The organism is Streptomyces sp. BRA346 (assembly GCF_052851135.1).
In genome coordinates this window covers 361,170-386,526 of sequence record NZ_JAIWIH010000006.1, presented here as the reverse complement: position 1 = coordinate 386,526, position 25,357 = coordinate 361,170, and the positions used below count along the sequence as shown (strand labels likewise).

Here is a 25,357-nt window from a genome sequence, read left to right as displayed (position 1 = left end):
GTGGGGAAAGGTTCCAGGCCCCACCGACACGCCACCTACAACGCACCGACAGCCGGGCACCCGCCCAGGTCGGCCCGTCGCCGGTCGAAGGCGTCACTTCTCGGCCGGGCCGGGTTCCCCGCTCATGGATTTCTGGTAGACGTCCGCATACGTGGGAGAGTCCTTGATCAGGTCGTCGCAGAACGCGGCGACGTCGGTGCCAATGAGTTCCAGAACTCCCTTGCCCGCGGCGACGCCCTCCTCGAAGAAGTCGACGATTCCGGGGAGGAGGGTTCCGTCGGACAGGCTGACCGGTCCGACCTTGAACAGGTACTTCTGCATCTCCTTGTAGACGATCTGGTAGTCCGGCGGGAGTGCCTTGACCCGGGCCATGTGCGCCCGCCACTGTTTCTTGCCTTCGATGATGTCTTGGATGCTCACGTCAGCCTCCCAGCCGGCTCAATTTCCGTGCGACGTTCCTGTTCAACTGCTCGCGCCACCGGTCGCGATAAGTCCGGGCCCCTGATCCGCCAGCCAGCGCCGTGCAGAAGCCCTGGACGTCGTCACCGAGCACCTCGTGGATGCTCTGCCCGTCCGCTGCCGACACTTCGAGCAGCCCCAGGGCGGAGTCGAGGATCGGCGTGAGGTTGCGGCCGGTGAAGTCCCCGTAGGGGAAGAGATGGGCGACGATCTGTCCCCACGCCTCCCGGTAGTCGTCGGGCAGGGCCTCGACCCGGGCTTCGAACGCCTTCCAATCCCTGGTGAGATCGCTGCCTGTGACCTTCTCCCAGAAGTTCATCTCCCGCCCTCCTTGAGCCTGTTGATGCGCGATGAGAGGTACTGCCATTTCGCCCAGAACTTCGCGAGTTCCTCGCGTCCGGCATCGTTGAGCGTGTAGAACTTGCGCGGCGGACCGACCCCGGATGGCCGTTTCGTCACCTGGACGAGCCCGTTCCTCTCCAGCCGCAGCAGGATGGTGTACACCGTCCCCTCGATGACGTCGGCGAAGCCGAGCTCGTTCAGCTGACGGGTGATGGCGTACCCGTAGGTTTCCTCGCTGCCGATGATTTCGAGCACGCACCCTTCGAGCGTGCCCTTCAGCATCTCCGTCAGGTCCTCCATCGCGGGTCCTCCTCAGCCCCATCGGTACTGAGTGCTACCGAGTACCGCTATACGGTACCACCGAGTAGCGGAGGTGCGACACGCTCAGGAACTTCCCGTATCCACCGCAAATGGACGGAACTCATCCGACTGCGAGCCGCATCCTCCCCCGTGGAACGTCCGCAACGACCAAGGGGGAACGGATGAACCGCAAGAGCAGGATGATCGGGCGCACGCTCACCGCCGTCGTCGCCGTCGGCGCGTTAGGGGCCATCAGCGCCTCACCGGCGAGCGCCGCCGCGCACTGGGCGAACGGGGCGTACACGGGGCAGCACAACTGGAAGAGTGACCTGTATCTGAGGGGCGGCCTGGAGGCCGGGTCGGGCGAGATCCGCGTCGACTGGACCGGCGGCAAGGTGGGCATCCGCGGATACGCCTTCGACGCCTCGGGGGACAACCGAGGCGTACTGGTGCGGGTCAGCTACGACTACTACAGCGGCGGTGCGTGGCACCACGCATCGAAGAAGACCGCGGCCAAGGCGGCTGGCGCGTACAAGATGACGAACTTCGCCAAGCACTCCACGCTGTCGGTCAAGAACCTGCACGCGCAGTTGTGCCTGTACAACAGCCGGGGCCAGACCTCCTGGTGCGGACCGGTGAGCTAGGCGGCCGCACCGACCCAGCGGCGGTAGGCGTCCACGTCGACGTTGCTGCCGCACACGATGGTCACGACGTGTCGGCCCGCGAAGCGGTCGCGGTCTTCGAGGATCGCCGCGATGCCGAGCGCGGCCGACGGTTCGACGACGAGACCGGCCTGGTCCAGGAGCATCCGCATACCGGCGATGATCGACGCCTCCTGCACCAGAACGGCGTCGTCGGCGACCACGAGCAGGTCGTCCAGGACGGCCGGGATGGGACGCCGACCGGCCACGCCGTCGGCGATGGTGTCGGTCGAGTCGGTGGTGACGACGCGCCGCCCGCGCCATGAGCGCGTCATCGCCGGTGCGCCCAGCGGCTGGACGCAGATCACCTCGACATCGGGGGCCAGCGCCTTCACCACATGGCCCACGCCGGTGGCCAGCGCCCCGCCGCCGAGGGCGATCAGGACGGTGTCGAACGACGGCGCGGTGGCCACCAGCTCCAGGCCGATGGTCGCCGCGCCCTCGCAGGTCTCGATGTCCAGGCTGTCTTCGACCAGCCGGATGGACTCGTACCGCGCGATGGCCGCCGACCGCTCGCGCGCCATCTCGTGGTCGCCGTCCACCAGCTCCAACCGGGCACCCAACGCACGGATGCGATCCAGCTTGGCCACCGTCGCGAAGCGGGATGCCACAACGGTCACGTCGAGCGCCCGGTCGCGACCGGACCACGCCAGGGCTTGACCGAGATTGCCCGCGCTGGCGCATACCACGGCGGCGCGCGAGGCACCGTCGGCGAGCGCGCTCGCGACGACCTCCGTGCCACGGGCCTTGAAGCTGCGGACCGGGTTCGCCGTTTCGAGCTTGATGCTCACCGCGCACCCGAGGCCAGGCTCCAACGCCTCGCAGCGGTACAGCGGAGTGTCGAGAAAAACCGGGTCGATGACCCGGCGGGCCGCCCGGATCCGATCCGTGTCAAGGCGCGTCTCCTGCACGACACAGCAGCCTAGCTAGCGCCACCCGGTCAGCCGACCGCCTTCGTCCACTCCTCGACGCTCGTCACCTCGGCCTGCCGCGGGAACACCTTCTCGGTGAGCACCCGGTGCACCTCCTCGTCCGCGTCGGCGCAGCCGTCGGCCAGCACGGTGAGCCGGTAGTCGAGGTCGGCGGCCTGGCGGCAGGTGGACAGGACGACGCCGCTGGTCGCGACGCCCGCCAGGACGAGATGCGTGAAGCCGCCGGAACGCAGCACCATCTCCAGGTCGCTCCCGGCGAAGGCGCTCACCCGCCGCTTGGTGATCACGACCTCATCGGGCCGGGGCGCGAGGTCCGGGTGGATGGCGGCGCCCGGGTCCTCGGGCGTGAAGGCGCCCTCCGGCAGGGCACCGAACATCTTGTTGCGGCCGGACGCCTCCGGGTGGCCGGACCGGAAGCCGACGACCACGTGCAGCACGGGGATTCCGGCGGTACGGGCCGCCTCCACCGCCCGAGTCAGCCGCGGCAGGTAATCGGGGGTGGCGATGTGGTCCACGATGCTCTTCTGGATGTCCATCACGAGCAGTGCGGTGTTCGACATGGCAGTCAGGTCTTTCGTCAGGAAGCGGAGGAGGACGAGCCGACGCGGCGCAGCGAGCGGTCCGCGACTGTGATCGCCAGAAACAGACCGGCGACGGCGAGCATGAACCAGGCCAGCCCGTGCAGCCCGCCGGTGTCCGCGCGGGCGCCGAAGAAGACGCCGTTGGCGCCCGAGGCAACCATCGCGCCGAGGTAGAGGAAGGTACGCAGCAGACCGGCCGACGACCCCATCCGCTCGGGGTCGGCCTGGTGGTACACCGCGTTCTGCAAGGCCAGGTTGTTCAGTCCCTGCGGTACACCGGCGACGACCGCGATGACGATCAGCAGCCACACCGGGCTGTGCGGGCTGAGCGTCAGCAGCAGGAGGCATACGGCGATCTGCCCGACCGCGCCGACCAGCAGCTTGCCGCGCACCTGGGCCCGCTTACCGGTGGCGGTGGACACCGCGATCCCCGCCAGGAACAACGGCAGTTGCACGAGCCCCGCCTGCGACGCCGACAGCCCCCGCCCCTCCTGGAGCCACTGGGTGTACCCGTACAGCAGGACGTACGACACGACGGCGACGAGGAGCATACGGGCGTACGTGAGCAGCAGCGGTACGTTGCCGCCGAGCACCCGCAGATCGATGAACGGCTCCGCCATCCGCAGCTCCCGCACCGCGAACCCGGCCGCCGCCACCACCATCAGCACCGGCAGATACCAGCGGTCGGCCCCCGGCTCCATCAGGAACAGCAGCAGCGATATGAGCATCCCGGCGAACAGCGCCATGCCGGGAAGGTCCAGCCCGGCCGCCGCTTCGCGCTCCCGGCGCGGGTCGGTCTTCGGCAGGCGGAGGAAGCCGAGGATCAGACCGGCGGCGGCCAGCGGAAGGTTGACGGCGAAGGTCGTACGCCAGCCACCCAGCCCGATCAGCAACCCGCCCAGCGACGGGCCGATGACGGCCACGGTCTGGTTGGCGATGGAGAGCGCGGTCAGCACCCCGGCGGGGCTCTCGTGGCCCGTACGCCGGGCCTCGCTGCGGATGAGGTACATCGACGCCGGATAACCCGCGCAGGTCCCGAACCCCAGCACCACCCGCGCGACGATCAGCGTCGCCAGGTTCGGGGCCAGCACGCCGATCAGCCCCGACAGCCCCGTCAGCGCGGACCCGAGGAGGAAGAGGCGGCGCGGCCCGTACAGGTCGATCAGTCGCCCCACGACCGGCTGACCTATCGCGGTCGCCAGATAGAGCGCCGACACCAGCCAGGCCGTCTGCGACGGCGGAGCGCCGAAGGCCGCGCCGATCGGCACCAACGACACGGAGACGATGGACGAGTTGACCGGGTTGAGGATCGACCCCAGCATCATCGGCGCGAGCAGCCTGCGGTCGAAACCGCCGCGCGCCTGGGGCTTGGTGGTACGTCGTATGAGCCGTGTGATCATGCGTCGCTGAGCCGGTCGAGCAGGGCCAGCGAACGGATAATGACCTGCCGCTCGTCTTCGGTGAAGCCGGATTCGAGGGCCTGGGACAGCCACTCCTCGCCCGCGCGCTGCTTGTCCTCCAGGAACACCTGGCCCGCCTCGCTCACCGAGATCAACTGCCGCCGTCGGTCATCGGGGTCGGGCCGCCGCTCGATGAAACCGCGCTCATCGAGCGCGCCGAGGGTCATCGCCATGGACTGCGGCCGTACACGCTCGGCGGCTGCGAGGGCACTGGCCGAGGAGGGCCCGTCCCTCCTGAGCCTGCTGAGCACGGACGTCTGGGTCGGGGTGAGCCCCTCCGTGTCGTACGACTCCCGGAACCGCCGCCGCAGGCGTCCCACGACGACGCGGATCTCGTGCGCGGCCTGCACGGACGACGCGGACATGCCGCGAGGGGTCTCTGCCATACCCTCACGGTAATTTCTTCAGTCCAGCCTGTCCAGTTTGGACTGAACAGGCTGGACTGTTCAATCAGGCGTTCCTGGCGAACCCTACGAAGGCGTCCCACGCGGCGGCCGGGAACGTCAGCATCGGGCCCTCGGTGACCTTGCTGTCACGGACGTGGATGGTGTTCGGGCACGCGGCGACCTCGACGCACTGGCCGCCCTCGCTGTCGCTGTAGCTGCTCTTATGCCAGTCCATGGCGACCTCGACGCAGTTGCCACCCTCGCTGCCGCTATAGCTGCTCTTGAACCAGTTCAACTCGCTTATGCCCCTGTTCATAGCTCTCCCAGCACCTTCTCGATAAGGCCCAGCGACTCCCGTGGATTGAGAGCCTGGGCCCGGATAATCCCATACCGTGCGGCGATGATGCGGACCTCTTCCCGGTCCGTGAGCAGGACGCTGTGTCCCTGAGTTTCCATGTACGCGATCTGCGCACCCCCCTTGGGGACCATCAGGCTGAAGTTGCCAGCGGCTCCAGCGTGGTCCTCACGGTCCGTCGGCATGACCTGGAGTTCCACATTGCGCTTCTCCCCGAGGAGGAGCAGATGTTCCAACTGTCCGCGCAGAACATGCTTCCCGCCATAGGGGCGCCGCAGAATGGCCTCCTCCATAACGAAGCCCATGATGGGTGCGGGCTTGACGGTGAAGATCGCTTGGCGGTCCAGCCGCGCGGCGACCCGTTGCTCGATCAGCTCCTCGTCCAGCAGAGGGCGACGCATCCCCAGGACGGCTCGCGCGTAGTCCTTCGTCTGCAACAGCCCCATGAACACCTGGTTTTCGTACGAATACAGCTCAGCGGCTTCCTGTTCGATCTCCGCCGCGTCGCGGAAGAACGCCGGATACCGCGCCAGCGCGCACTGCTCCTTCATCGCCTTGAGGAGGCCCCCGGCGGCCAGAACCTCATCGAGCTTGTCGATCAGGTCCGGCTTGGGGATCCGGCGCCCGCATTCCACCGAGGCGATCTGATCCGCGCTGTACCCGACGCGTGCCCCCAGCTCCGCCTGGGTGAGCCCGGCCGCCTCCCTCAACAGCTTCAGCTGCCTGCCGAACCCCCTCAGGAACGCCGACGAGTTGTCCGTACCTGCCATGGGTCACCACCCCTACCTCCGCGCCCGCGCGTGTCCGACAGACACTGTCCGTACAGGCGCGCTTACTGGTGAGACTAGGCACACGACCGCCACCCTCGTTGCCATGACGACCGAAAATACCCCCTCATGGGGTACGCCCCCGGGGCAAATCCCCGCCGTACCCGGAGAGTTCGCCATGCGCTTCACCTCGACACCGCGCGGTGCGCGGCTCGCGCGGCGGCTCGTATCGCACCGGCTGGCCGCCTGGGGGTATCCGTACGATTCCAGCCCCAACGAGATCACCACGCTGATCGCCAGCGAGCTGTGCGCGAATGCGGTGCGTCACGGACGCGTCCCCGGGCGGGACTTCCACGTACGCCTCACCGCACCGCTGGACGCCTCCGGCCCGATCCGTATCGAGGTGTCGGACACCCGTGGCGAGCGGCAGCCCGCGCTCACGACGGCGACGCCGGACGCCGAGACGGGGCGCGGGCTGTTCCTCGTGTCGCAGTTCGCCGAGCGGTGGGCGGTTGGGCCGCGGCCCAACGGTGGGCCGGGGAAGACCGTTTGGGCTGAGATCGCAACAAAATACGGGGCGCCCAGCCCTATGGTGAGCAACCATGGAACAGCGGATGCAAGCCGCCCTGCGAGTGGAGATCAGCGCCGAGGCGGATGATGGGGATCTCGCGATCCACGACCTGTACCGGTGGCTGCGGCAGGACACGGACGTTCGTGCGCATGCCGATCTGAACATGATCCCGAGCCCCTCGCGCGGGAAGCTGGAGATCATCGATCTGGTGGTCAGTCAGGGGCTCGGCGCGCTGAACCTCGGGCTGTCGTACGCCGCGTGGCGTGCCGCACGTCCGGGCGCGCCCGCGGTCATCATCAGCGCCAACGGCCGGTCGATAACGGTGCGCGGGGAGTGTGACGCGGAGACGGTGCGCCACTTCGTGGAGGCGATGGAGACCGCGTCCGCCCCCAGCCCGGCCCCGGCGGCGGACGCGGACAGCGCCTGACGGCTCGGTGCGCACCCGAGCGGCTAGGATCCCACCACGAGTGATCGCATAGTCGTCGAAGCGTGCTGCCCCACGGCGAGCCCGCGTCGGTACGGGGGGACGTTGTGAGTGCGGAGCCCGATTCCACGAGGCCGCGCCGACGCAGGTGGCTGGTGTGGGTCCTGGCCCTGTGCGGGGTGTGGACGCTCGGCGTGATCGCCTGGGCGGCCGTCGCACTGCTCACGCCGGCCGGTGAGGATCCGGAGGAGGCGGTGGAGCGCGAGGCGGGGATGCACCACGAGCAGCATCCCTCCGCGGGGCGCTACTACGTGCCGACGTACGCCAAGGTGGAGAAGGACGGCACAGCGGTGCTCCGGTACCAGGTGGGCAACGGCCAGGACTCCAGCGTCGAGGACTTCCTTCGTACGTACGACATCAGCGCCAAGCCGAAGCGCACCAGCCCGTCCCGGGTGACGTACTCCGACCGCTTCGGCGACGTACGGCGAACGTTCACGGTCACCTACAACCCGTCGCCCGAGACTGGTGGGTACGACTACGCGCGGATCACCGTCAGCGCCGGGGACACCGACGCGAGCTGAAGGCTCGCGTGGGCGGACGTCAAGGAGCGGCTGCCCGCCGTCACCAGGCGCGGACGCGGGAGACCCCGGCGTGACGTGGTGAACGGCGGGCCGCGCCCTATCCGGCCGTCTTGCAGGCGGGGTGGCCCCAGCCGTCGGGGTTCTTCGTGATGGACTCCCCCTTCGCGTACGGCTGGCCGCAGCGGCAGCGCCCGGGGAACTTCGCCTTGATCGATCCGCCACCGCCGCTTGAGCGGGCGGTCTTCGTCCGCCCCTTGGCGCTCGCCTGGCCACGGCCCGCCGAGCGGGAAGCCGTCTGGGGCTCCGGCGGCGGCAGGGCGGAGCCGAGCGAGGTCCCGGCGGCCTGCTGCGTGCGGGCCGTATGGCTGGCGGCCCGGTCCGCGGCCGCGTTGTACGGGTCGCCGTCGACCTGGTGGGCGGGCACATAGACGAAATCGACGGTGCGGCCCGCCAGCAGCTCGTCGATACGCATTACGAGACCCTGGTTGGCCACCGGTGAGCCCGAAGCCGTCTTCCATCCCTTCCGCCGCCACCCCGGCAGCCAGGTGGTGACCGCCTTCATGGCGTACTGCGAGTCCATCCGCACCTGGAGCGGCACGGCCGGGTCGGTGGCCTCCAACAGCTTCTGTAGCGCGGTCAGTTCCGCCACGTTGTTCGTCGCGGCACCGAGCGGCCCGGCCTCCCAGCGCCCCACCTCGCCACTCGCGTCCGCGATGGCCCACGCCCAGGCCGCGGGCCCGGGATTCCCTTTGGACGCGCCGTCACACGCGGCGATGATCTGTTCATCCATGCCTCGATCCTGCCAGGGGTCTGCGGGTGCTCGGGCCGCGGCCGCCCCCCGGCGGCTGCGGCCTCAGCGGTCCCGCACCCCGGCCTGCCGCAGGGCGCGCCGCGCTTGGCGGCGGGCCGCGTCGACGGGGTCGGGGATGACCGACAGGCCGTACAGCACGGTGGCGCCCTCGTGGAGCAGGAGCAGTTCGTCGGCGAGGGCACCGGGGTCCGTGGCGCCCGCGTCCTCGGACAACTCCCGCAGATAGCCCCGCAGCCAGCGCTTCTGGTCGCCGATCACCTGACGGGCCGGATGGCCGGTGTCCGGCAGCTCGGCGGCGGCGTTGACGAAGCCGCAGCCGCGCGGGTTCTCGCGGCGCATCCAGACGCCGAGGGCGTCGAACGTGGCGAGGATGCGGTCCGGCGGGGTCTGCCGGGGCGCTTTGTCGACTTCGGCGGTCAGCCAGGCCCGCCACCGCTCGTCGCGCTCGCGCAGATACGCGGCGACCAGCGCTTCCTTGCTACCGAAGCGCTCGTACAGCGTCTTCTTGGTGACTCCGGCGTGCTTGGCGATCAGATCCACGCCGACCGCGTTGATCCCCTGCCCGTAGAACAGCTCGGCGGCGGCGTCCAGGACGCGGCGGGCGGCGGGGGTGAGTGTCTCCATGGGCCGTGATCCCTCCCGACGTGACTTGACGGGTATACCGATCTGTTTAGTCTAGTGCCTGAGCGACTAAACAGACCGGTATACCCAGTAACCCGGGGAGGCTCTTCATGCCCATCACCGCGATCACGTCCGTCGGTCTCGTCGTGATGTGGAGTTCCGGCTTCATCGGCGCCGAACTCGGCACCCGCGAGGCCCCCGCCGACACGCTGCTGATGTGGCGCTTCCTCGCGGCGGCCGCTCTGCTGGGCGGCGGCTGGGCGCTCTTCCGGCGGCGCCGAATCCCGCCGCGCGCCGTGGCCGAGCAGGCCGTCATCGGCGCGCTGTCGCAGGGCGGATACCTGGGCGGGATCGTGTGGGCGGTCGGGCTCGGCGTACCGTCCGGGACCGCCGCACTGATCGCCGCCCTGCAACCACTGGCCGCCGGCGCCCTGGCCGGGCGGCTGCTCGGCGAGACGGTGTCCGCGCGGACGTGGACGGGGCTCGCGATCGGGCTGGGCGGTGTCGCCCTCGTCGTACAGGGCGACCTGTACGGGACGTCGGCCGTGACGCCCTGGGCGTACGCACTCCCCTTCGCGGCCATGGCGGCTCTGCTGGCGGCGAGCTTCCTGGAGCGGCGGGCGCGGACGCCGCTGTCGCCGATGGACGCGATACCGCTGCACTGCCTGACCAGTGCGGCGCTGTTCGCCGGGGTCGCCCTGGTCGGCGGGCACGCGGCGCCGCCGCCCGGGGGCGGCTTCTGGTTCGCCGTGGCCTGGACCGTCGCGCTCTCCACGGTGGGCGGTTACGGCTTCTACTGGCTGAGCGTGCGGCACAGCGGGGTCACCCGTACCTCCGCGCTGATCTACCTGACGCCGCCGACGACCTCGGTGTGGGCGTACGCGATGTTCGGCGAGGCGCCGGGGGTGCTGGCGCTGGTCGGGATGGCGGTGTGCGTGCTCGGGGTGGCGGCGGCGAACCGGCGCCCCGGGCGGTCGGCGCGACCGGATGCCGCTGCTGCCGCCGCCGAGCGTCCCGTACGCGTCAGCCGGTGAAGCATGTCGGGGGCCTCAGCCCCGCGCCGTCAGGGCGGGTTCGGGGAAGGCGACGCCGCGGGGAAGCCCGGCAGGTCAAGGAACCGTAAAAGGGGGACGTTCGTTACCCCGGACATGACCGCTATGACTCCCGGCTCGAACCTCCCCCTCACCGTCGCGCGCGTGGCGGTGGACGTCACCGCGCCCGTGCGGCTCGACGTGTCGGGCCTGCTGCTCACCACCGACGGCAAGGTGCGCTCCGACGACGACTTCGTGTTCTACAACCAGCCCACCGGCCCCGGCGTGACCCACCGCGCCGGGGCCGGGGGCGGTGGCGACGCGATCACCGTCGACACCGCCGCCGTTCCCCCCGACATCGACAAGATCGTGGTGACCGCGAGCCTGGACGCCCCCGGCGCCACCTTCGCGGGCACCGAGCCGACCGCGACCGTGCGCGGGGCGGACGACGGCGCCGTGATCGCCACGTTCACCCCGCCCCGGCTGGGGACGGAGACCGCGCTCGTGGTCGTGGAGGTGTACCGGCGGGGCGGCGGCTGGAAGGTACGGGCCGTGGGGCAGGGCTATGCGAACGGCTTGGCGGGCATCGCGACGGACTTCGGCGTATCGGTGGAAGAACCCGCCGCCCCGGCCGCGCCTGCCGCGCCTGCCGCTCCCCCGGTCACCCAAGCGCCCCCGCCCACCGGCCCGGCGGCCCAGGTGGCCCCGCCCCCCATGCCCACCACTCCCCCCGCTCCCCCCGCCTCGGGGAAGATCAACCTGGACAAGGGCCGGGTGAGCCTCCAGAAGAACCAGACCGTCTCCCTGGTCAAGGGCGGTCAGCCGGTGCTGTCGTCGGTGAAGATGGGCCTCGGCTGGGAGCCCGCCTTCCGTGGCGCGGACATCGACCTCGACGCCTCCGTGATCGCCTTCGGCGTCGACCGCAAGAAGATCGACGCGTGCTTCTTCGGCAAGCTGATGATCCTCGGCGGCGCCATCCAGCACTCCGGCGACAACCTCACCGGCGAGGGCGGCGGCGACGACGAAACCATCACCGTCCACCTGGGCGGCCTCCCTCCGGAGGTCACGGGCCTCGTCTTCACCGTCAACTCCTTCTCCGGCCAGAAGTTCACGGACGTGGCCAAGGCGTACTGCCGCCTGGTCGACGCCCAGACGAACGAGGAGCTCGTCCGCTTCGACATCACCCACGCCGAGCCGCGGACGGGCGTGATGATGGCGAAGCTGATCAAGCAGTTTTCGGGTGAGTGGGAGATGACGGCGATGGGCGAGTACGTCGACTCGCGCACGGTGCGCGGCATGGCGAAGCCCGCGGGCAAGGCCCTCTGAGGCGCGGGGCGGGTTCTCCCCCCGCCCGCCCCTCCCCTAACCGGGGACAACCCCGGCCCCCGGGCGGCTCCGCGCTGAGCGGGCCGGGGGCGCGCCCCAGGGCGTCGGGCGCACCCGCGCACACGGGGGGGGCCGGGAGCGCCCCGGTATGGCACGCCACATTATTAAGAGAATTGCTAAACTAGCCACGTGGCAGAAGAAGAGGCAGAGCCGGGCCTCGGCGAGGGACCGGCGAAGGCGATCAGCGTGTCCCTCCCGGAGGGCACCGTACGGGCCCTGCGCGACTACGCGGGCAACCGCGGGGTCTCGGCGCTCGTCGCCGTGGCCATCGAGGAGCATCTGCGCAATCAGGCCACGCGCGCATACCTCGCCGAGTTCGAGGATGAGCACGGCCCGTTCACCGGCGCGGAGCGCGAGGCGGCCGCCGACATCTGGGCCGCGGCCGAGCGCCGGGAGTCCCGGTGGCACGAGGCCGTCTGAGCGGTGCCGGCTGCCTGGTCCTGGACAGCCAGGGGCTGTCGCTGTATCTGGAGCAGGACCGGGCCGTGATGAACATGGTGCGATCCGCGCTGGACCGCGGTGCCGACCGAGTGGTCAGCGGCGCCACCCTCATCGAGGCCCAGCACAACGGCATCGAACGCGCCCGCTGGAACTACGTGCTCTCCCAATTGCGCGTGGAGCCCCTCAGCGTGGGCTGGTCCAAAGAGGCCGCGCTCCTGCTCCAGGAGACCGGGTTGCACGGCCACAAATACGCCATCGACGCGATGGTGGCAGTCACCGCGCTGCACCAGCCCGGCCCTGTGGTCATGCTGACCTCGGACACGGACGACATGGAAAAGCTGTGCGGAGGCCGGGTCACCCTCGTCGCCGTCTGACCCCGAAAATGAGGCGCGCCGGGCAATATCTGCGGAGTACGGTCCCGGGCATGAGCGATGACGGGCACTTCGGAGGGCGCGTCGCGGCGACGTACGACGAGTCGGCGGCGGAGATGTTCGAGCCGGGCGTCGTGGACCCGGTGGTGGATGTGCTGGCGGGGCTCGCCGGGGACGGGCGGGCGTTGGAGCTGGGGGTCGGGACGGGGCGTATCGCGCTGCCGCTGGCGGCCCGCGGCGTACCGGTCCACGGGATCGAGCTGTCCCGGGCGATGGTGGCCCGGCTGCGCGACAAGCCGGGCGGGGACGCGATCGGGGTGACGATCGGCGACTTCGCCACGGCGCAGGCCGACGGCACGTTCTCCGTCGCGTACCTCGTCTTCAACACGATCATGAATCTGACGACGCAGGACGCCCAGGTGGCGTGCTTCCGCAACGTCGCGCGGCACCTCGCCCCCGGCGGCTGCTTCGTCATCGAGGTCACGATCCCCGAGCTGCGGAAGCTGCCCCCGGGGCAGCACATCGTGCCGTTCCGCGTCGACGCCGCGCGCTGGGGGTTCGACACGTACGACGTCGCCACCCAGGAGATGAGTTCGCACCACCTGGTACTCGAGGAGGACGGCCGGGCCACGTACACGCCGGTCCCCTTCCGGTACGTATGGCCCGCGGAGCTGGACCTGATGGCCCAACTCGCCGGGATGCGGCTGCGCGACCGGTGGGAGGGGTGGGCGCGGGAGCCGTTCACCAACGACAGCCCCCGGCATGTGTCGGTGTGGGAGAAGGTGTCGGCCGACTGAGCTCAACCGTTCACTTGGGGGCTTTCCACAGCCGTACCGTGCGGGACTTGCCGTCGTGGCCCGCGACGAGGCGGCCGTCCGGGCTGAAGGCCACGCTTTCGCCGCCGTCGTAGAGGAACCGGAGCTGCCGGTGCTCGGCCACGTCCCACAGGGTCACCCAGCCGCTTCGGCCACCCTGGCGACCAGCCCCAGCACCGCGTCGACCGACAACGGCCGTGGCGGCCGACCGTCTGCCCGGCGTCGCGGTGGCACAGAACGGTCAGGCAGGCCTTGACGGCTTGCTCCTACGGATCGCCGGGCGCCGTGTCGGCGAGGAGGCAGGGCAGTGGCCTATGACGCTCACATCTCAAGGACGGCACGGTAGCGCGCTCGACCACGGCGGACGTGGTCGAGCGCCTCGTTGATGCGGGAGACCGGGTATGTCTCCGTGGCGGGGCGGATCCCGTGGCGCGCGGCGAAGTCGAGCATCTGCCGGGTCTCGGCGGGCGTCCCCGTGAGGCCTCCCGCGAGTTTTCTTTCGCCTGTCAGGATGCTGAGCGGGTGCACGGTGAAGCTGCTGTCGGGGACGCCGGCCACGCACAGGGTTCCCTGAGGGCGCAACGCGTTGAGGTACGTGTCCCACGGCAGATCACCCGAGACAGTGGACAGTACGAAGTGGAAGGAGCCGGCCAGGTCCTCGAACCCGTCGTGGGGGGTGACGACCGCGTGGGCGCCGAAACGGCGGGCGTCGTCCGCCTTCTCGGCACTCCTGGAGACGGCGGTGACGTGGCAGCCCCACTTGGCCAGGAACTGGATAGCCAGGTGGCCCAGACCGCCCACACCCACGACGGCGACCCGGTCTGTGGGCCGGACGTCGTGACGCACGATGGCCGAGAAAACGGTCGCACCGGCGCACAGCAGCGGCCCTGCCTCCTCGGAGGTGATGACGTCCGGGAGCGGGTGCACATGCCGCCAGTCGCTGGCGCGGAGTTGAGTGGCGAACCCGCCGCGGTCGCCGCGGAAGACGGTTGCGTCGCCGGCCGGGCACAGGTGCTGGCGGCCGGTCATGCACCACTCGCAGGCGAAGCACGAGCCCGCGTACGCGCCGATTCCCACACGCTGTCCCAGAGCGAGGCGGGAGTGGTCCACGGCGTCACCCAACGCCGTGATCACCCCGACAGCCTCATGCCCCGCTACCACCGGGAACCGTGAGATCCCGTGACTGTTGTCGATCATGCCTATATCGGTGTGGCAGACGCCGCAGTGGGTCACGGAGATGTCCACCTCAAGAGGTCCCAGTGGCTCCGGTTCGTACTGACGCACCTGCACAGGGCCACCCGCCCGCTCCACCGCATACGCGTGCACAGACATGCAAACGATCCCATCCGATCGAAGAAACTAACCAGTTCGTTTTCATTCATACACCACCAGAGGGCGCGATGAAAACTAACTGGTTTGTATGATGAGGCCGTGCCGTACCCCAAGAGTGAAGACACCCGCCGCCGCCTGCTGGACGCCGCAACCACCGACTTCGCGGCCCACGGCATCGCGGGTGCCCGCGTCGACCGCATCGCGGCCGCCGCGGGTATCAACAAAGCTCGGTTGTACGCCTACTTCGGTGACAAGCTCGGCCTCTTCGACGCCGTCTTCCGCGCCCACTCCCAAACCGTCGTCGACTCGGTCCCTTTCACTGCCGACGACCTCGCCCAGTACGCCACGGGGCTCTACGAAGCCGCTCTCTCGCAACCGGAACTGATCAGGCTTGCCGCCTGGGCCCGGCTGGAGGGAGTCACGCCCACGAACACCGCGACCGCAGCACCGGAGACGGGCGCCAAGCTACAGGCCATCACGCAGGCCCAGCGCGACGGGCGAGTCGTGCCATCGCTGCAGGCAGAGGATCTTCTCGCGCTGGTGACGTCCATGGCGCTGACTTGGTCGGATGTGGGCCCTTCCGGCACCGCGCAGGACACCCCCCCACCGGACCACGAGCGCCGAAAGCACGCCCTGGCCGAGACCGTCCGCCGCGCCTTCCACACCCGTGAAGTTTCTCCGTGATCGCGAACACTCTGCTTCTGCACTGCGGCCATGGGTGTGCTGGGCTGGTCGCCGTGAGCGAGCGCGAGCCCAGCAAGACCGACCTGCCCGACGAGTAGCGGGCGCTGGGCGAGCCGGTGCGTCGTGTCGTTACGCCGGGGGGTCTGGCCTGGTGACGCCGCCAGGCAACAGCCCGACGCAGCCACCACCGACGCCGGACGGCAAGCGAACCCACTGCATGGATTACGAAACCAGACTGGAGCACTAGGCGGACACCGGGTCCCCCGCCAGGCCCGCCACCCGGGCCAGGCGCCGGTAGGAATCGAGGAGGGCGTCGCGGTCGTACGTACTCGTCGTCACCAGCACCTCGTCCGCACCGCTGCGCCCGATCAGCTCGTCGAGCGCGGCGGCCACCTCGTCCTCCGTGCCGTACATCTGGCCGCTCAGCCCCTCCTCGTAGAAGCCGCGCTCCTTCTCGGTCATGTCCAGCGCGGCGATCTCCTCCGGCGGGATGAGCGCGGGGAAGCTGCCGCGGGTGCGGGAGTGGGCCATCGCCCAGGCTTCGGGGGTGAGGAGGCGGCGCGCTTCGGCCGTCGTGTCGGCGACGGCCACGTTGCCGGATACGACGACGTACGGCGCGGACGACCACGCGGAGGGCCGGAAGCCCGCCCGGTAGCGGTCGATCGCGCGGAGCATGCGGTCCCGGCCGCGGAGATCGCCGATGACCAGCCCCAATCCGGCCTCGGCCGCCACGTCCGCGCCCGCGCCCGTCGCCAGGACGAAGGCGGGCAGGGTCAGGCCCTCCGCCGGGTGGGCGTGGACCTGGGGGTACGTACGCTGCTCGCCGGTGAACCAGCCCAACAGCTCGACCAGTTGCGCGCCGAAGTCCTGCGCGGCGTCCTTCTCGGCGCCCAGCGCCCGGCGGATGCCGTCGGTGAAGCCGACCGAGCGGCCGAGCCCCATGTCGATGCGGCCCGGGAAGAGGGAGGCCAGCACCCCGAACTGCTCCGCCACCACCAGCGGCCGGTGGTTCGGCAGCATCACGCCGCCGGTGCCCACCCGGATGCGGTCCGTCGCCGACGCGACGGCGGCCGCCAGCACGGTGGGCGCCGATCCGGCGACGCCGGGGACGCTGTGGTGCTCGGAGACCCAGAAGCGGTGGAAACCCAGAGCCTCGGCCTGCCGCGCGAACCGTACGGTGCCGCGCAGCGCCTCGGACCGCTCCCGCCCCTGCCGGGTGCGGGAGCGGTCCAGGATGGAGAAGGGGACGTTACGAAGCCACGAGGTCACCTACGCGTCAACGCACACGCCCGCCCGCCGGATTCCCCGGCTCAGCCCTGGCGGCGCCAGGGGCCGGTGATCGCGAGCATGATGCCCGGGTCCTGGATGTTGGCGTACAGGGTCCCCCCGTCGGGCGAGAAGACCACGCCGGTGAACTCGCTGAACTCCGGCTCCTCCGCCGAGCCGATGTTCAGGTCGTTGCGCGCGATCGGGTACGTACGGCCGTCGTCCGTCGCCCCGAACAGGTGCTGGATGCCCTCGCCGTCCTCGGCGATCACCAGACCGCCGTACGGCGAGACGGTGATGTTGTCCGGGCCGTCGAACGCGCCGTCCTTCGACGGGTCCGGGTTGACGCCCAGCAGCACCTTGAGGGTGAGGGTGCGGCGCTTGGGGTCGTAGAACCAGACCTGGCCGTCGTGCTGGACCGGGCTCTCCTCACGGGCGTACGAGGAGACGATGTACGCGCCCCCGTCGGCCCACCACATGCCCTCCAGCTTGCGCGCCCGGGTGATCTCGCCGTCCTTGAACTGCTTCCGGACGGGGACGGACTTGGCGTCGCGGTCGAGCACCGGCTCCCAGTCCACGCCGTAGACCGTGCCGGTCTTGGTGGCGCGGGAGAGGTCGTCCACGAAGTGGCCGCCGGAGTCGTAGCACTTGGGTGCCTGGAGCACGCCCGCGTCGTCCTTGAGGGTGCGCAGCTGACCGCGGCCGTGCTCGAAGCCGTGCGGCGGGACCCAGCGGTAGAGGAGGCCGTTCGGGCCGGAGGCGTCCTCGGTGAGGTAGAGGTGGCCGCGCTTGGGGTCGACGACGACGGCCTCGTGCGCGTACCGGCCCAGCGCCTTGATCGGCTTGGGGTTGCGGTTCGCCTTGCGGTCGAGCGGGTCGACCTCGAAGACGTAGCCGTGGTCCTTGGTCATGCCGTTCTGACCGGCCTTGTCCTCGGTCTCCTCGCAGGTCAGCCAGGTGCCCCACGGGGTGCGCCCGCCCGCGCAGTTGGTCGAGGTGCCCGCGATGCCCACCCACTCGGAGACGTGGTCGCCGTGCTTGGCGACCTCGACCACGGTGCAGCCGCCGGACGCCGCCGGGTCGTAGACCAGGCCGTCGATCAGCGGAACCGGGTGCGGCCAGTCCGCGCGGGGGCCCTTCAGCTCGTGGTTGTTGACGAGCAGCGTCGCGCCACGCGGGCCCTCGAAGGTGGCGGTGCCGTCGTGGTTGGACGGGGTGGACTCGCCGGACTCCAGCGTCGTCTCACCGGTGCGGGTGATGATCCGGTAGGTGAAGCCCTTGGGCAGGGCGAGGATGCCCTTGGGGTCGGCGACGAGCGGGCCGTAGCCGAGCGCTGCGGCGTCGCCTCCCTGCTCCGCCGCGGTACCGGTGGTCTCCGTCGCCAGGGCACCGGGCGCGGTGCCGAGCACACCGGCGGTGCCGACGAGGGCGAACCCGGCCCCGGTGTACGCGGAGCGCTTCGCGAAGTCTCTTCGAGTGACGGCCATCTTCATCTCCTGAGCGGCAAGGGCCTGGCTGCGGACGCCATGCTGCGCGCTGCTGCGCACTGCGCGCATAGATTTTCGCCCTAGACCGAACAGCAGTTGAACGGAATGAGACATCGACGGACCAAACGGGCCCGTCGACGTCACGCTCTCCGCTATCCGCCCGCCATCCGCCGGTCGTTACGCCCGGGAGCGGGCCTTGAAGGCGGCCTTCCGGGCCTCCTTCGCGGCCTTCTTGTCCGGGTGCAGCCGTCCCATCGCCTCCAGCACGTCGGCCGTCGCCGGGTGGTCCACCTTCCAGGCGGACTCGAAGAACCCGCCGGACTGGTCGACCAGCCCGCGCACCAGGTCCCGCAGCTCCTCGGAGTCGTCCTCCGTGGCGAGCTGCGCGGCCAGGGTGTCCACCGTCAGCCAGAAGACCATGCTCTCCGACGGCTCCGGGACGTCCCTCGCGCCGTGCTCGGCCAGCCACACCCGGGCCAGCCCGCCCAGGTGGCGGTCCTCCAGCACCTCCCGCAGCGCGGGCTCGGCCGCGCCGCCGACCAGCGACAGCGTCTGCTGGCAGGTGAGGCGGCGCAGCGGGGCGCCCTCGTCGTCGCCGCGGGCGGCGGCCAGGAGCTCCCGGGCGGCCCCGTCCGGCGTACGGCGGCCCAGCCACAGTTCGGCCTCGGCGTGGGCGGCGGACTCGGGGTGGCCGGGGAGGGTGTCCAGCAGGACGTCCGCGCCCTTGTCGGCCAGGTCGCCGACGACCGGGGCGTCGACGCCCGCGTCGAGCATGCGGGAGCGGACGGCGTAGACGCCGAGGGGGGTGAGGCGGACCATGCCGTAACGGGAGACGTCTTCCTCCTCGTCCTGCGCCGCCTGCTCCCGCGCCGCCTCGGACTCGTGGAGCCGGACCTCGCCGTCGACCTCCTCGATCAGCGCCTCGTCCACCGGCTGGTAGTCGATCAGGCCGGTCGGGGCGAGCAGCCGGAACTGGTCGTCCAGCCGCACCATCGCCTCCGACACCTCTTCGAGGATGTCGTCGGTGGGCTCGTCCATGTCGTCGGGGACGACCATGGAGGCGACGAGCGCCGGCAGCGGCACCGAGCCGACGGCCGCCTCCTCGTCCATGGCGGTGAGCAGGTAGAGGTTGCCCAGGATCCCGTCCAGGAACTCGGCCTCCTCCTCCGGGTTCCAGTCGATCGAGTCGAGGTCGATCTCGCCGCCCTCGCTGATCTGGTCCACCAGGTCGCCGAGGTCGGGCGCGGCGGCGTCGGCGAGGACGGTCTCGAAGCCGTCGAGCCAGATGTCGAGGACGTCCTGCGGGCTGCCGCCCGTGATCAGCTGGAGCTCCTCGCCGCTGGTGGCGGTGGCGGCGGGCTCGCGCTCGCCGTCGGCCGCGGTGTCGTCGTCCGCCGAGTCCTGTGAGGAATCGTCCGCCGCGGACTCCTGGGCCTCCTGGATCGCGACCAGCCCGGTGTCGACGGCCAGCTGCCACGCCTGGGCGGCGTGCTCGGCCCCGTCCTCGTCCGCAGCGAGGTCCAGCAGCTCCACCGCCGCCCGCAGATCATCCGCCGACAGCACGCCCCCCGACGCCACCGGCTTTCCGGGCTCGGCCCAGCGGGCGAGCCGTACCGCGCGGGCGAGAAGCGGCGCGGCGAGCGCGTCCCGGGCGAGCTCCGCTTCGCTGCGGAGCCGCACGGGCGGCATGGTGGGGCGGTCTTCTGGCATATGCGGAAGTCTCCTCAGCGGATGGCGGTACGGAGGGCACGGGACGCACGGCCCGACCCCCAGCGTAGACGGAACTCGGGGGCAGTTTCGTCCCGATGTGGCCGCCCGCCGCGTTCCCCCAGCCGTTCGTGTGTCTGTTCATCCGCTGGTCCGGGGCCGTACATCTGACCACTCTTGACAACTGTCGTACGGAGACAAGAGATTGACGCGCGTAGAGGCCACCCTGTCCCTCTGTTCACTCCGCACCGGAGGCCACCATCATGTCCCCACGCGCCCGGCGTACGTCCGTCGCCGTCACCGTCACCGCCGTCGCGGCGGGCCTGCTCGTCGGCCCGTCGTCCGCGTTCGCCGCCCCGGCCGCCGACGCGGCCCGCATCCACGACATCCAGGGCAGCACCCGGATATCCCCGCTGGCCGGGAAGCAGGTGACCGACGTCCCCGGCACGGTCACGGCGGTGCGCTCCTTCGGCTCGTCGCGCGGCTTCTGGATCCAGGACCCCAGGCCGGACGACGACCAGGCGACCAGCGAGGCGATCTTCGTCTTCACCGGCTCCACCACCCCGTCCGTCGCCGTCGGGGACGCGGTGCTGGTCAGCGGGACGGTGAGCGAGTACTACCCGGGCGGGGCGTCGGCCGGTCTCCAGTCGCTGACCGAGATCTCCAAGGCGAGCTGGACGGTCCGGTCGCAGTCGGGTGAGCTGCCCGCCGCCTTCCGCCTCAACCCGTCCACCGTTCCCGACCGGTACGCCCCCGACGGCTCCCTGGAGGGCCGGACGCTGCGGCCGCGTTCGTACGCCCTGGACCGGTACGAGTCGCTGGAGGGCATGCGGGTCTCGGTCGCCGACGCGCCCGTGGTCGGCGCGACGAATACGCACAAGGAGCTGTGGGTCACCGCCGAGCCGCGCCACAAGCGCACCGTGCGCGGCGGCGCCCTCTACGACACGTACCGCGACCCGAACGCGGGCCGCCTCAAGGTCGCCTCCCTCCTCCCCTACGCCGAACACCCCTTCCCCGTGGCCGACGTCGGCGACCAGCTCACCGGGACGACGGCCGGGCCGCTGGACTACGACAACTTCGGCGGCTACACGATCGCCGCCAGTGCGCTGGGCACGCTGGACGACCGGGGGCTCACGCGGGAGCGCACCCGCAAGCAGAAGTCCGGCGAGCTGTCGGTCGCCACCTACAACGTCGAGAACCTGTCGCCGAAGACCGCGCAGTCGAAGTTCGACCGCCTCGCGTCCGGTCTGGTCGACAACCTCGCCTCGCCCGACATCGTCGCTCTGGAGGAGGTCCAGGACGACAACGGCGCCACCAACGACGGGGTCGTGAGCGCCGACGCCACCCTGAAGAAGCTGACCGACGCCATAGCGGCCGCGGGTGGCCCCTCTTACGAGTGGCGGCAGATCAACCCGGCCGACGACCAGGACGGCGGCGAGCCGGGCGGCAACATCCGGGTCGCCTTCCTCTACAACCCGAAGCGGGTCTCCTTCACCGACATCCCGGGCGGCGACGCGACGACGCCGGTGAAGGTCGTTCAGGACGGCGGCGGGGCGGCCCTGTCGGCCTCTCCCGGGCGCATCGAACCGGGGGACGAGGTGTGGAAGGCCAGCCGCAAGCCGCTGGTCGGGCAGTTCGCCTTCCGGGGCCGCCCGGTGTTCGTGGTCGCGAACCACTTCAACTCCAAGGGCGGCGACCGGGGCCTCGACGCCCGCGTCCAGCCGCCCGCGCGGTCCTCGGAGACCCAGCGCACGGGCCAGGCCACGACGGTCAACACCTTCGTGAAGTCCCTGCTGGCCGCCGACCCGAAGGCGGCGGTGGTCGTCGCGGGCGACCTCAACGACTACCAGTTCTCCCCGGCGCTGTCCGCCCTCACCAAGGGCGGCGTCCTGACGGACCTGGTGACGAGCCTGCCGCGGGGTGAGCGGTACGGGTACGTCTACAACGGCAACTCGCAGGTGCTGGACCACATCCTGACCAGCCGGGTACTTCGCGGCCCGGACTACGACATCGTCCACATCAACGCGGAGTTCGCCGACCAGTCCAGCGACCACGACCCCCAGGTCGCCCGCCTCCGCCCCTGACCGGTCCCGCAGGGGCTCCGCGGTCATTCCCCACCCCGCCCCTTCCCGAAACCGGGGGACACCCCCGGCCCCCAAACCACCTGCCCCGCGGGCTGGGCCAGCACGCGGAGCGGGGGTGCACTCCGCCCGGGCCCGCCCGGGGACAGGCTCGGGATGTCGGCCGGACCGGGGACCGCCGCCGGGGCGACCCGGGATGTCGGCCAGACCGGCCGAGCGCGCCCCGGCCAGCCGGAGCCGAAGCCCCCCGGGGCGCCCAGCCCGCAGACCGCCAGCCCCGAAGACGCACCCCGGCACGGCCGGGACTGGGGCCGGAGCGGGGCCGCCCCGGGCAGGCTCGGGATGTCTGCCGGGGCGGGAGACCATGCCTCGGGCCGCCTGTGCCGAGGACGGCGAGGGGCGGGTCTTGGTGCGGCCGGGGTCGGGGGTGTCCCCCGTTTCGGGAAGGGGCGGGGCTGGGGACAGGAGCGCCCCTCACGCCGTAGCAGCTCTACATCTACCCAGCAAGAAGAATTAAGTGGACCTACGGCGTACCCGGCACGACACTTCCGTCATGCCCAGATCCCACCTCGCCTGCGCCATGGTCACCCCCTTCACCCGGGACGGTGACCTCGACCTCCCCGGCGCCCAGCACCTCGCGGCCGCCCTCGTCGACGAGGGCGGCTGCGACGGGCTCGTGCTGGGCGGCACCACCGGGGAGTCGCCGACCACGACCGACGCCGAGAAGACGGCGGTCGTCCAGGCCGTGACCGAGGCCGTCGGGGACCGGGCGCGAATCGTGGCGGGGGTGGGCAGCAACGACACGGCGCACGCCGTCGCGCTCGCGCGGGCCGCCGAGAAGGCGGGCGCGCACGGGCTGCTGGTGGTCACCCCGTACTACAGCCGCCCACCGCAGGAAGCCGTCGAGGCGCACTTCCGCATGGTCGCCGACGCGGTCGGCATCCCGGTCACGCTGTACGACATCCCCTTCCGCACCGGCGTCGCGCTCTCGTACGACACCCTGTGCCGCCTCGCGGAACACCCCCGGGTGACCGGAGTGAAGGACTGCGCGTACGACCTGATGAAGTCGGCGCGGACGATGGCCGCCACCGGGCTCGCCTACTACTCCGGCTGCGACGAGCTGAACCTGCCGCTCAGGGCGATCGGCGCGGTCGGCTGCATCAGCACCGTCGCGAACGTGGCACCGCGCGAGGTGCGGGGCGTTCTGGAGGCGTACGACGCGGGCGACCCCGAAGAGGCCGCCCGCCGCCATCTCGCGCTGACCCCGCTCATCGACGCGATGATGTCCCACCTCCCCGGCGCGGTAACCGCCAAGGCGCTCCTGGGCACCCTGGGCCGCCCCGGCGGCACGGTGCGCCCGCCCCTCTTCGGCGCGGACGCAACCGTAACGGCCGACCTGGCCGCCACCTACGCAACGGCGACCTGACCGGCGACGCCGATCAGTCGGGCAACGCCCGAAGGGGGTCCGGGGGCGGAGCCCCCGGTCCGCCGTGATCAGTTGTGGCTGTGCAGCGCCTCGTTGAGGCCGCCCCACGAGCCCGTGCGCGGCAGGACCTCGACCGCGCCGGTCGTGGAGTTGCGGCGGAAGAGGAGGTTCGTGGCGCCGGACAGCTCGAGGGCCTTGGCGATCTTGCCGTCCGGGAGGGTCACCCGGGTGCCCGCCGTCACGTACAGGCCCGCCTCGACGACGCAGTCGTCGCCGAGGGAGATGCCGAGGCCCGCCTCGGCGCCCAGCAGGCAGCGCTCGCCGATGGTGATCGTCTGCTTGCCGCCACCGGACAGCGTGCCCATGATCGACGCGCCGCCGCCGATGTCGGAGCCGTCGCCGACGACGACGCCCGCGCTGATGCGGCCCTCGACCATGGAGGTGCCCAGCGTGCCCGCGTTGAAGTTGACGAAGCCCTCGTGCATGACGGTGGTCCCGGCGGCGAGGTGCGCGCCGAGCCGTACGCGGTCGGCGTCACCGATGCGGACACCGGCCGGAACGACGTAGTCCGTCATCCGCGGGAACTTGTCGACGCTGGTCACCGACAGGTGCAGCCCCTCGGCGCGGGCGGCGAGCCGGGCGCGCTCGACCTGGTCGGCGGCGACGGGGCCGAGCGAGGTCCAGGCGACGTTGGCGAGCAGGCCGAACTGGCCGTCCAGGCTCAGCCCGTGCGGCTTGACCAGCCGGTGGCTGAGCAGGTGCAGCCGCAGGTACACGTCATGCGCATCGAGCGGCTTGTCGTCGATCGAGGCGATGACCGTGCGGACGGCGACGACCTCGACGCCGCGGCGCGGGTCCGGGCCGAGCGCCTTGAGGGCGGTCTCGCCCAGGAGCTGGGCGGTGCGCTCGGCGTCGAGCCGCTCGGTCCCGGCCGGGCCGGGCGCGTCGGCCAGCTCGGGGGCCGGGAACCAGGTGTCCAGAACGGTGCCGTCCTCGGTGAGGGTGGCGAGCCCGGCGGCGACGGCGCCGGTGGTGCGGGTGGTGGTGGCTGCATCGGTCATGGTCAGCACGCTAACCGGAGGCGGGCCCCGGAGGCTAACCGGTCCCAGGGAGCAGACAGGGACATGGCACCTTCAGCGCCTTCAGCCGGTCACGCGGGCGAACGCCGCCCGCGCCTCCTCCCGGTCGAATTCCCGCCCGGTCAGCAGGATCTGCAACAGCATCCCGTCGAACAGGGCGTTCACGGCGCGCGCGACGTCCACATCGCCGGTGCGCCGTTCCAGCAGTTCGGTCATCCGGTCGAGGAACGCGGCGGCGATCGGCCGCACCGAGGCGCGGCGCAGGGCGGCGAGGTACAGCTCGTACTCCAGCTCCACTCGCTTGCGGTCGCCCGTCAGCTGCTCCTCCATCAGGCCCGCCAGCTGGTCCGCGAGCGGCGTCCCGGGCGGCGCGTCGCGCTCCCAGCGCTCCATATCGGCCAGACATGCGGCATTGACCTGGTCGAGCGCGGCGACGAGCAGATCATCCAGGGTGGCGAAATGGTACGTGGTCGAGCCGAGGGGAACGTCCGCTTCGGCGGCCACGGCCCGGTGGCTGAGCGCGGCGATACCCCGCTCCCCCACCACCGCGATCGCGGCGTCGATGATGCGCTGGCGCCGCTCGGGGTCGTAGCGGCGCCCCATCAGTGGGCCCCGCCGAGGTTCAGCACGACGACTCCGGCGATCACCAGCAGCACCCCGGCTACCCGCGCGGCGGTCACCGCCTCGCCGAGGAACACCATCCCGATCGCGGCGATGACGGCGGTCCCTGCCCCGGCCCATATGGCGTACGCGGTGCCGACGGAGACCGTCTTGAGCGTCTGGGCGAGCAGCACGAAGGCGATCCCGTAGCCCAGGGCGGTCCCCAGCGAGGGCCAGAGCTTGCTGAAGCCGTCGCTGTACTTCATCGAGGTGGTGGCCAGGACCTCGGCGAGGATCGCACCGGAGAGGGTCAGGTATCCCATGCGTACGAGTGTACACAACGATGCGTACGGTCGTACA

Annotated in this window: 31 protein-coding genes; 12 read left to right on the top strand and 19 right to left on the bottom strand. The window is 71.0% G+C overall.

Going from position 1 to position 25,357, the window contains the following annotated elements; all coding sequences use genetic code 11:
- Window positions 1–93: 93 nt before the first annotated feature.
- Genes LCH29_RS11555 through LCH29_RS11545 form a run of 3 tightly spaced genes read right to left on the bottom strand, consistent with a single transcriptional unit; the run spans window position 94 to window position 1,101 of the window.
- Window positions 94–420, bottom strand: coding sequence for a DUF1048 domain-containing protein (locus LCH29_RS11555; protein ID WP_446461595.1), 327 nt, complete (start codon window positions 418–420; stop codon window positions 94–96).
- A gap of 1 nt (window position 421) precedes the next feature.
- Complete coding sequence (locus tag LCH29_RS11550; protein WP_446461594.1) at window positions 422–778, bottom strand: DUF1048 domain-containing protein; 357 nt, start codon at window positions 776–778, stop codon at window positions 422–424.
- Window positions 775–1,101 carry a PadR family transcriptional regulator gene (locus tag LCH29_RS11545; protein ID WP_446461593.1) on the bottom strand — a complete coding sequence of 109 codons (327 nt, stop codon included), beginning with the start codon at window positions 1,099–1,101 and terminating at the stop codon, window positions 775–777. The genes LCH29_RS11550 and LCH29_RS11545 overlap by 4 nt, the downstream gene beginning before the upstream one ends.
- 182 nt (window positions 1,102–1,283) lie before the next feature.
- On the opposite strand from LCH29_RS11545, the gene LCH29_RS11540 reads away from it, so the two are divergent.
- Window positions 1,284–1,745: a hypothetical protein gene (locus tag LCH29_RS11540; RefSeq protein ID WP_446461592.1), complete on the top strand. Its 462-nt coding sequence runs from the start codon at window positions 1,284–1,286 to the stop codon at window positions 1,743–1,745.
- Here LCH29_RS11540 and LCH29_RS11535 read toward each other — a convergent pair.
- From LCH29_RS11535 to LCH29_RS11510, 6 genes are all read right to left on the bottom strand, one after another.
- Window positions 1,742–2,713 (bottom strand): threonine ammonia-lyase, encoded by a 972-nt coding sequence (locus LCH29_RS11535; RefSeq protein ID WP_446461591.1) that lies wholly within the window; start codon window positions 2,711–2,713, stop codon window positions 1,742–1,744. The two genes, LCH29_RS11540 and LCH29_RS11535, sit on opposite strands and share 4 nt — an antisense overlap.
- Before the next feature lie 29 nt (window positions 2,714–2,742).
- Window positions 2,743–3,294 (bottom strand): cysteine hydrolase family protein, encoded by a 552-nt coding sequence (locus LCH29_RS11530; RefSeq protein ID WP_446461590.1) that lies wholly within the window; start codon window positions 3,292–3,294, stop codon window positions 2,743–2,745.
- A gap of 17 nt (window positions 3,295–3,311) precedes the next feature.
- Window positions 3,312–4,715, bottom strand: coding sequence for an MFS transporter (locus LCH29_RS11525; protein WP_446461589.1), 1,404 nt, complete (start codon window positions 4,713–4,715; stop codon window positions 3,312–3,314).
- Window positions 4,712–5,161 (bottom strand): MarR family transcriptional regulator, encoded by a 450-nt coding sequence (locus tag LCH29_RS11520; RefSeq protein WP_446461588.1) that lies wholly within the window; start codon window positions 5,159–5,161, stop codon window positions 4,712–4,714. The genes LCH29_RS11525 and LCH29_RS11520 overlap by 4 nt, the downstream gene beginning before the upstream one ends.
- Before the next feature lie 64 nt (window positions 5,162–5,225).
- Window positions 5,226–5,477, bottom strand: coding sequence for a DUF397 domain-containing protein (locus tag LCH29_RS11515; RefSeq protein WP_446461587.1), 252 nt, complete (start codon window positions 5,475–5,477; stop codon window positions 5,226–5,228).
- Window positions 5,474–6,286: a helix-turn-helix domain-containing protein gene (locus LCH29_RS11510; protein ID WP_446461586.1), complete on the bottom strand. Its 813-nt coding sequence runs from the start codon at window positions 6,284–6,286 to the stop codon at window positions 5,474–5,476. The genes LCH29_RS11515 and LCH29_RS11510 overlap by 4 nt, the downstream gene beginning before the upstream one ends.
- 175 nt (window positions 6,287–6,461) lie before the next feature.
- Here LCH29_RS11510 and LCH29_RS11505 point away from each other — a divergent pair, with 175 nt between their 5' ends.
- The 3 genes from LCH29_RS11505 (at window position 6,462) to LCH29_RS11495 (ending at window position 7,859) form a co-directional block, all read left to right on the top strand.
- Window positions 6,462–6,941, top strand: a complete 480-nt coding sequence (locus LCH29_RS11505; protein WP_446461585.1) for an ATP-binding protein — start codon at window positions 6,462–6,464, stop codon at window positions 6,939–6,941.
- Entirely contained in the window at window positions 6,886–7,281 is a 396-nt protein-coding gene (locus LCH29_RS11500; RefSeq protein WP_446461584.1) for an effector-associated constant component EACC1, read from the top strand. Before LCH29_RS11505 ends, LCH29_RS11500 begins: the two co-directional genes overlap by 56 nt.
- A gap of 152 nt (window positions 7,282–7,433) precedes the next feature.
- A complete protein-coding gene (locus LCH29_RS11495) occupies window positions 7,434–7,859 on the top strand; it encodes a hypothetical protein (RefSeq protein WP_446461583.1) in 426 nt (141 codons plus the stop codon).
- A gap of 97 nt (window positions 7,860–7,956) precedes the next feature.
- On the opposite strand, the gene LCH29_RS11490 is transcribed toward LCH29_RS11495, so the two are convergent.
- Together LCH29_RS11490 and LCH29_RS11485 are read right to left on the bottom strand one after the other, a co-directional pair.
- Window positions 7,957–8,649, bottom strand: a complete 693-nt coding sequence (locus LCH29_RS11490) for a ribonuclease H family protein (protein ID WP_446461582.1) — start codon at window positions 8,647–8,649, stop codon at window positions 7,957–7,959.
- Window positions 8,650–8,712: 63 nt separating this feature from the next.
- Window positions 8,713–9,294, bottom strand: coding sequence for a TetR/AcrR family transcriptional regulator (locus LCH29_RS11485; protein ID WP_446461581.1), 582 nt, complete (start codon window positions 9,292–9,294; stop codon window positions 8,713–8,715).
- Between the two features lie 107 nt (window positions 9,295–9,401).
- Between LCH29_RS11485 and LCH29_RS11480 the strand changes: the two genes are divergently transcribed.
- The 5 genes from LCH29_RS11480 (at window position 9,402) to LCH29_RS11460 (ending at window position 13,317) form a co-directional block, all read left to right on the top strand.
- Window positions 9,402–10,325, top strand: a complete 924-nt coding sequence (locus LCH29_RS11480; protein WP_446461580.1) for a DMT family transporter — start codon at window positions 9,402–9,404, stop codon at window positions 10,323–10,325.
- Window positions 10,326–10,448: 123 nt separating this feature from the next.
- Window positions 10,449–11,648, top strand: a complete 1,200-nt coding sequence (locus LCH29_RS11475; protein WP_446461712.1) for a TerD family protein — start codon at window positions 10,449–10,451, stop codon at window positions 11,646–11,648.
- A gap of 189 nt (window positions 11,649–11,837) precedes the next feature.
- The gene (locus LCH29_RS11470) at window positions 11,838–12,128 is read left to right on the top strand and encodes a hypothetical protein (RefSeq protein WP_063732134.1); all 291 of its coding nucleotides are present in this window, start codon (window positions 11,838–11,840) and stop codon (window positions 12,126–12,128) included.
- Entirely contained in the window at window positions 12,110–12,523 is a 414-nt protein-coding gene (locus tag LCH29_RS11465) for a PIN domain-containing protein (protein WP_446461579.1), read from the top strand. The genes LCH29_RS11470 and LCH29_RS11465 overlap by 19 nt, the downstream gene beginning before the upstream one ends.
- 50 nt (window positions 12,524–12,573) lie before the next feature.
- Window positions 12,574–13,317 (top strand): class I SAM-dependent DNA methyltransferase, encoded by a 744-nt coding sequence (locus tag LCH29_RS11460; protein WP_446461578.1) that lies wholly within the window; start codon window positions 12,574–12,576, stop codon window positions 13,315–13,317.
- A gap of 10 nt (window positions 13,318–13,327) precedes the next feature.
- Here LCH29_RS11460 and LCH29_RS11455 read toward each other — a convergent pair whose 3' ends face one another.
- Both LCH29_RS11455 and LCH29_RS11450 read right to left on the bottom strand, forming a co-directional pair.
- Complete coding sequence (locus tag LCH29_RS11455; RefSeq protein ID WP_446461577.1) at window positions 13,328–13,459, bottom strand: hypothetical protein; 132 nt, start codon at window positions 13,457–13,459, stop codon at window positions 13,328–13,330.
- A 197-nt stretch (window positions 13,460–13,656) separates the two neighbouring features.
- Window positions 13,657–14,667 carry an NAD(P)-dependent alcohol dehydrogenase gene (locus LCH29_RS11450; protein WP_446461576.1) on the bottom strand — a complete coding sequence of 337 codons (1,011 nt, stop codon included), beginning with the start codon at window positions 14,665–14,667 and terminating at the stop codon, window positions 13,657–13,659.
- A gap of 99 nt (window positions 14,668–14,766) precedes the next feature.
- Here LCH29_RS11450 and LCH29_RS11445 point away from each other — a divergent pair, with 99 nt between their 5' ends.
- Complete coding sequence (locus LCH29_RS11445) at window positions 14,767–15,351, top strand: TetR family transcriptional regulator (protein ID WP_446461575.1); 585 nt, start codon at window positions 14,767–14,769, stop codon at window positions 15,349–15,351.
- A 243-nt stretch (window positions 15,352–15,594) separates the two neighbouring features.
- Here LCH29_RS11445 and LCH29_RS11440 read toward each other — a convergent pair whose 3' ends face one another.
- From LCH29_RS11440 to LCH29_RS11430, 3 genes are all read right to left on the bottom strand, one after another.
- Complete coding sequence (locus LCH29_RS11440) at window positions 15,595–16,620, bottom strand: LLM class flavin-dependent oxidoreductase (protein WP_446461574.1); 1,026 nt, start codon at window positions 16,618–16,620, stop codon at window positions 15,595–15,597.
- A gap of 41 nt (window positions 16,621–16,661) precedes the next feature.
- On the bottom strand, window positions 16,662–18,104 hold the full coding sequence (locus tag LCH29_RS11435) for an alkaline phosphatase PhoX (protein WP_446461573.1): 1,443 nt from the start codon (window positions 18,102–18,104) through the stop codon (window positions 16,662–16,664).
- A 177-nt stretch (window positions 18,105–18,281) separates the two neighbouring features.
- Entirely contained in the window at window positions 18,282–19,814 is a 1,533-nt protein-coding gene (locus LCH29_RS11430; protein ID WP_446461572.1) for a hypothetical protein, read from the bottom strand.
- Between the two features lie 260 nt (window positions 19,815–20,074).
- Here LCH29_RS11430 and LCH29_RS11425 point away from each other — a divergent pair, with 260 nt between their 5' ends.
- On the top strand, window positions 20,075–21,895 hold the full coding sequence (locus tag LCH29_RS11425; protein WP_446461571.1) for an endonuclease/exonuclease/phosphatase family protein: 1,821 nt from the start codon (window positions 20,075–20,077) through the stop codon (window positions 21,893–21,895).
- Window positions 21,896–22,445: 550 nt separating this feature from the next.
- Window positions 22,446–23,318 (top strand): 4-hydroxy-tetrahydrodipicolinate synthase, encoded by an 873-nt coding sequence (gene dapA / locus LCH29_RS11420; RefSeq protein WP_446461570.1) that lies wholly within the window; start codon window positions 22,446–22,448, stop codon window positions 23,316–23,318.
- Window positions 23,319–23,386: 68 nt separating this feature from the next.
- On the opposite strand, the gene dapD is transcribed toward dapA, so the two are convergent.
- The 3 genes from dapD to LCH29_RS11405 all read right to left on the bottom strand — a co-directional run bounded on the left by dapD (window position 23,387) and on the right by LCH29_RS11405 (window position 25,320).
- A complete protein-coding gene (gene dapD / locus LCH29_RS11415; RefSeq protein WP_446461569.1) occupies window positions 23,387–24,379 on the bottom strand; it encodes a 2,3,4,5-tetrahydropyridine-2,6-dicarboxylate N-succinyltransferase in 993 nt (330 codons plus the stop codon).
- Window positions 24,380–24,460: 81 nt separating this feature from the next.
- Entirely contained in the window at window positions 24,461–25,000 is a 540-nt protein-coding gene (locus LCH29_RS11410) for a TetR/AcrR family transcriptional regulator (RefSeq protein WP_446461568.1), read from the bottom strand.
- Window positions 25,000–25,320: a DMT family transporter gene (locus tag LCH29_RS11405; RefSeq protein WP_446461567.1), complete on the bottom strand. Its 321-nt coding sequence runs from the start codon at window positions 25,318–25,320 to the stop codon at window positions 25,000–25,002. The genes LCH29_RS11410 and LCH29_RS11405 overlap by 1 nt, the downstream gene beginning before the upstream one ends.
- Window positions 25,321–25,357 lie beyond the last annotated feature (37 nt).